General features: G+C 62.9%; 6 protein-coding genes. All 6 read right to left on the bottom strand.

The window, feature by feature from the left end:
* A partial coding sequence (locus tag VIH17_10585) for a bifunctional ornithine acetyltransferase/N-acetylglutamate synthase (protein ID HEY4683678.1) occupies positions 1–768 on the bottom strand: 768 nt, incomplete at its 3' end.
* Between the two features lie 55 nt (positions 769–823).
* Positions 824–1,408, bottom strand: coding sequence for a GNAT family N-acetyltransferase (locus tag VIH17_10580; GenBank protein HEY4683677.1), 585 nt, complete (start codon positions 1,406–1,408; stop codon positions 824–826).
* The gene (argH, locus tag VIH17_10575; GenBank protein HEY4683676.1) at positions 1,405–2,850 is read right to left on the bottom strand and encodes an argininosuccinate lyase; all 1,446 of its coding nucleotides are present in this window, start codon (positions 2,848–2,850) and stop codon (positions 1,405–1,407) included. Before argH ends, VIH17_10580 begins: the two co-directional genes overlap by 4 nt.
* Complete coding sequence (locus tag VIH17_10570) at positions 2,847–4,142, bottom strand: argininosuccinate synthase (GenBank protein HEY4683675.1); 1,296 nt, start codon at positions 4,140–4,142, stop codon at positions 2,847–2,849. Before VIH17_10570 ends, argH begins: the two co-directional genes overlap by 4 nt.
* A 98-nt stretch (positions 4,143–4,240) precedes the next feature.
* A complete protein-coding gene (gene argB, locus VIH17_10565) occupies positions 4,241–5,029 on the bottom strand; it encodes an acetylglutamate kinase (protein HEY4683674.1) in 789 nt (262 codons plus the stop codon).
* A gap of 5 nt (positions 5,030–5,034) precedes the next feature.
* Positions 5,035–5,478 (bottom strand): Asd/ArgC dimerization domain-containing protein (locus VIH17_10560; protein ID HEY4683673.1); only part of this gene is annotated, 444 nt, incomplete at its 5' end.

Here is a 5,478-nt window from a genome sequence, read left to right as displayed (position 1 = left end):
GCAAGCCCCGGTTCCGTGCGGAACGGGGCAAGCCGCGCCATTGGCCAGCAGAAAGACGGAGTCGTTTGTGGAAGTGTCGCCATCCACGGCGATGCGATGGAAGGAGGCGTCGCAGGCCTGGCGAAGCGCCTGGCGGAGCCCATTGGCAGAAACCGCGGCATCGGTCAGGAAGAACGCGAGCATCGTCGCCATTTGAGGATGAATCATCCCCGCGCCTTTGGCGAAGCCGAGGATGCGACAGGTTTGTCCCCCTACCCGGAAGGCTGTGCCGGCAACTTTGGGAAAGCGGTCGGTGGTCAAAATCGCTCGCGAGAAATTCTTAATTCCTACTTCGCTGTTCGAAAGCCCGCTGGTTAAGTCCTCCAGATGATTCCAAATCTTCGAGAATGGCAGAGGCACTCCAATCACGCCGGTGGAAGCGACCAAGATTTGATGCGGATGTGCTCCGAGGAGTCGGGCCAGGCGCCGGGCAGACTCGCGGGCACCCTCGAGGCCGGCGGGCCCGGTGCAACAGTTGGCGTTGCCGGAGTTGACGAGAATCGCTCGCACGCCGCCCCGACCGTTGGGGGCGCTGCTGCGCAAGAGATGATCCCGGCAGAGGAGCACTGGCGCGGCTTGGACTTCATTGCGGGTGAAGACACCGGCTGCCCGGGCCGGCACATCCGAGACGATGACCCCGAGGTCAAGTCCCCTTGCCTTCAATCCGCAGGCAGTTCCGGCGAAGCGATAGCCCTTAGGAAGAGCGGATGGCTCACCTTCAGGTTTCATAGGAATGCACCACAGAGGCACAGAGGCAAGGCTTCAGGGAGAGGATAGAAAACCTTCATGATGAGGGAAGGGCCGGGAGTGCGGCCCTGAGAGAATCCGCATCAGGCGTCTCATGAACCGAGTTTCGATTTTCGAATTTCGAAAGATGATATTCTGCCGTCTGGGTTGGTTGAAGAACCATCATCGCTCCCTGCTGGCCGCACCACCCCTGGCGCAGGCACCGGCAACAATCCCGCTCGATCTTTTCCGGCAGGTCGGCAAGGGCGGTTGCCACAAAACCCTGTTTTTCAAAAAAGGCAAGGGAATGAGTGACGGCGAAGACGCGCGCGATTTTGAGTTTCTTGGCTTTCTTCATCGCCGCCGCGACCAACCGGGCGCCCAGGCCATTGCCTTGAAAGTCAGCGGCTACGGCCAGGGACCGAATCTCAGCCAGCTCACGCGAAGCAGGCTCGTGGGCCCCATAGACATCCAGCGAGACACAGCCCACTACCCTCTGGTTCTCGACCGCGACGAGAAAATGTTCCCGGGCGCGCTCGATGGCTTCGACCGAGCGCGGGAGGAGGATCCCTTGGGCAACGAATCTTTCCATGAGGGCATGGATCGCCTGAACGTCAGGCAGGCGCGCGCCGCGAATCCTCATCGCATCTCCTTTGCCAAGCGGGCCAGTTCTTGGGTAGCGCGTTCGAGCGCGGCGCGTACCTGCTCGGGAGCGGTGCCGCCGGGCAGGTTGCGGGCGGCGAGAGAGCGCTCGAGTGAAATCGCGTCGTAGAAATCAGCCTCGAATGCCGGCGAGAGGCGCTTCAGCTCCTCGAGTGGCGTGGCCAGAACGCTCCGGCCGGCGCGGTGCGCATCCGCGACCAGATCGGCGATGATGCGGTGCGCCAAGCGGAAGGGCACGCCGCGGCGGACCAAGTAATCGGCCATGTCGGTCGAGAGCAGGCTTTCGCGATTGGCCAGAGTAGCCATGCGGGCGGTGTCAAACTCGGTGACGCGCAGCGCCGGGGCCAGCACCGCGAGCAGGTCGCGCACGGTGTCGTGCGCCGAAAAGCATCCTTCCTTGTCCTCCTGCAAATCTTTTTGATAGCCGAGCGGCAAGCCCTTGAAGAGCGTGAAGAGTCCCACCAGGCTGCCCAGGACCCGTGCCGTCTTGCCCCGCGCCAGTTCCCAGAGGTCAGGGTTCTTTTTCTGGGGCATCAGGCTGCTCCCGGTGGTGAAGGAGTCGGGCAAGCGGACGAACCCAAATTCTTCCGTCGAGAACAAAATCCAATCTTCGGCAACGCGGCTCAAATGGACGGCGATGCTTCCCAGGGCAAAGAGATAGCTGAGCAGGAAATCGCGGTCGCTGACCGCGTCCAGACTGTTTTGCGAAATCGAGCGGAAGCCGAGGCGCTCGGCCAGGAAGGCGCGGTCGATGGGGAAGGCGCAGCCGGCCAGCGCGCCTGAGCCAAGCACGAGCACATCGGCCTCCTCGGCCGCCTGCTCAAGTTTCTTGAGGTCGCGGAAGAACATTTCCAGGTAGGCGAGCAGGTGATGCGCCAGCAGCAAGGGCTGGGCCGGGCGCAGATGCGTGTAGCCGGGGAGAGCCGCTTCGGGATATTTTTTGGCAAGCTCGAGCAGCGCGTCGGAAGTTTCAATCAGCCCACGCGCTGTTTCCTGCGCTGCATCCCGGACGAACAGGCGAAGGTCGTTGGCAATCAGTTCGTTGCGACTGCGGCCGGTGTGGAGCTTGTAGCCGGTTTCGCCAGCGCGCTCGACCAGTTGTCGCTCGACAAAGTCGTGGACGTCCTCGGCCGGGGAATCATCGAGCGAGAGGGCATGGCTCGCGATTTCCGCTTCGAGTTGCTCGAGCGCCCGGAGGATGTGGTCGCGCTCGGCGGGTGCAAGCAATCCCGCCCGTGTGAGCGCCTCCGCCCACGCTCGCCCGGAGCGAATTTCATAGGGCAAGAGCCGGCGATCGTAGCCAAACGAGCGCTGGAAGGCAAAGAAAGCGGGATCGGTGGGCGCGCGGAACCCGCTGCCCCACATTCCACCCGGGCCAGCCCGGGCTGAAGCCGTTCCTGTTCCTTCTTTGGGCGGGCTCATCGCGCCACCTTCGCTGCCCGCATCACTCGCGGCTGATCGGCGACGGCGGGGCGGGCCGGCACGGGGCATTCTTGAGAAGGAGCTTGAGATTGGGCTTGAAATCGGGCTTGAAGCCGGGCACGGACTTCGAGCGGCAGGCCAAGCAGTTGGATAAAGCCCTCGGCGAAGCGGGGGTTGTAGCGCGCCATGGAAAAGCTGGCGAGATCCTGCGAGTACAAGGAATAGGGCGAAGTGCGGCCGGCGACGGTCAGATTGCCCTTGAAGAGCCGCAGTGTGACGCTCCCGGTCACGGTCTGCTGGGTTGCCCGGACGAACTCGTCGAGCGCTTCGCGCAGGGGCGTGAACCACATGCCGAAATAAACCAATTCGGCGTATTTGAGCGCGACGTGCTGCTTGAAGTGGGCCGTCTCGCGGTCGAGGCAAAGCGCCTCGAGCTCCTGATGCGCCGTCACCAGCAGCGTTCCGCCGGGCGTTTCGTAAAGCCCGCGGGACTTGATTCCCACGAAGCGGTTTTCCACCAGGTCCACGCGGCCAATGCCGTGCCGCGCCGCCCGGCCGTTCAATTCCGCGAGCAGAGCGACCGGGGCAAACCGCCGGCCATCCACCGCCACCGGAATGCCCTCTTCAAACTCAAGCCGCACCTCATCCGGTGAGTCCGGAGCTTCCTCGGGCGAACAGGTCCATTGCCAGACCGATTCGTCGGGAGCCCATGCCGGGTCCTCGAGCGGACCACCTTCGTGGCTGAGGTGCCAGAGGTTGCGGTCGCGGCTGAAGAGGTTCTTCCTGGTTTGCGTGACCGGCACGCCACGGCTGGCGGCATAGGCCAGAGCGTCTTCGCGCGACTGGATGTCCCACTCGCGCCAGGGGGCGATGACGCGGAGATCCGGAGCCAGCGCCCGGTAGGTCAACTCGAAGCGGACCTGGTCGTTGCCTTTGCCGGTGCAGCCGTGGGCAACCGTGTCGGCGCCGACCTGCCGCGCAATCTCCACCTGGCGTTTGGCCAAGATGGGCCGGGCGAAAGAAGTCCCGAGCAGGTATTTGTGCTCGTACACGGCGCCCGACCGGAGCGTGGGCCAGATGTAGCCGCTCAAAAATTCTTCGCGCAAGTCCTCGACCAAGGCGCGCGAAGCGCCCGTGGCAAGCGCCTTGGCGCGGGCGGCGGCAAGGTCCTCCTCTTGCCCCACATCGCCGATCATGGCGATCACTTCGCAACGGTAGTTTTCTTTCAACCACGGCACGATGATCGAAGTATCGAGCCCGCCCGAATAAGCAAGAACGACTTTTTGTGCCAAAGGAGTTCCTCCCCCAGGAATCAGAAAATAGAAATTAGAAATTGGAAAAGAGCTGAGCTTTTGTCTATTTTCTCTTTTCTATTTCTGTTTTGTTTGTCTCATGCGGCTGCTTCCACGCGCGTGCCCCGTCCGGGAGCTTCGGGATCGGATCGGAACACAGCGTCCGACAAAGCGCCTGGCTGCGCGCCGCCCACGATCGAAACCTGCTCGACGCCGGAGAGCAGCGCGCGCCGGCAAGCTTCGAGCTTCAAGACCATCCCGCCCGTGACTTTTCTCGTCCGGATGAGCGCCTCCAGATCGCGGGCTGAAATCCGCGGCAGGACGGCGGAACCGTCGAGCACTCCGGCTACGTCGGTCAGGTAGATCAACCGTTCGGCATGGCAAAACTCGGCGCAGGCGGCGGCCATGTGGTCGGCATTGATGTTGTAATATTCGCCGTCGCGCCCGGGCGCGATGCTGGCCGCTACCGGAACCATGCCGTTCACCCACAGGAGTTCGAGCAGCGTCGCATTGCAACCGGTGAGATAGCCCACAAAACCCAGGTCGGCGCCGCCGAGACTCATCTTCTCCGCCAGGAAGGTATCTCCATCGCCGCCGCAGATCCCGACCGCCGGTTGTCCGGCGCTCGCCAGCATGGCCACCAAGCGCTTGTTCACGAGGCCGGCCAGGACCATCAGAGCGGCGTCGCGCGTGGCCGGATCGGTGACGCGCAAGCCGTTCACAAAACGAGGTTCGAGCCCCAGCCGTTCCATTGTTGAAGTCAGGATTTTTCCCCCGCCATGAAGCACCAGCACCTCGTGGCCAACCTGGCTGACCTCGGCAATCTGGCGAGCGATGAGCCGGGTGGTCTCGGCCGATTCGAGCAGCGCTCCCGCGATCTTGACCACAATCCTCAAAGCAGACCCTTCTCTTCGGCAAAGCCCAGCATCAGGTTCATGTTTTGGATGGCCTGGCCGGCGGCGCCTTTGCCGAGGTTGTCGAGGCACGAGACAACCACCAGGCGCTTTCCCGCCGCATCCAGAGCGAAACCCAGGTCGCAGAAATTTGTCTCGACCACGTATTGCAGCTCGGGCAACCGGCCGCCAGCGAGCACGCGCACCATCGGCTTGCCCGAGTAGTAAGAACGAAAGAGACTTTCCACAGCATCGCGCTCGCGGCGTTCCCGGAGCCAGACGTAGATGCTCGAGAGAATGCCTCGCCGCACCGGCAGGAGATGCGTCGTAAAAATCAGACTTTCGGCCTCGAGGCCCAACTGCTCCAGAATCTCCGGCGTGTGCCGGTGGCGGAAAAGGTTGTAGGCGCGGAAATTGCCCTCGACCTCGACAAAGTGGGTTTC

It is taken from the genome of Candidatus Acidiferrales bacterium, assembly GCA_036514995.1.
Taxonomy (GTDB): Bacteria; Acidobacteriota; Terriglobia; order Acidiferrales; family DATBWB01; genus DATBWB01.
The sequence above is the reverse complement of the archived record's forward strand: the minus strand, read 5'-3'. Positions and strand labels throughout refer to the sequence as shown.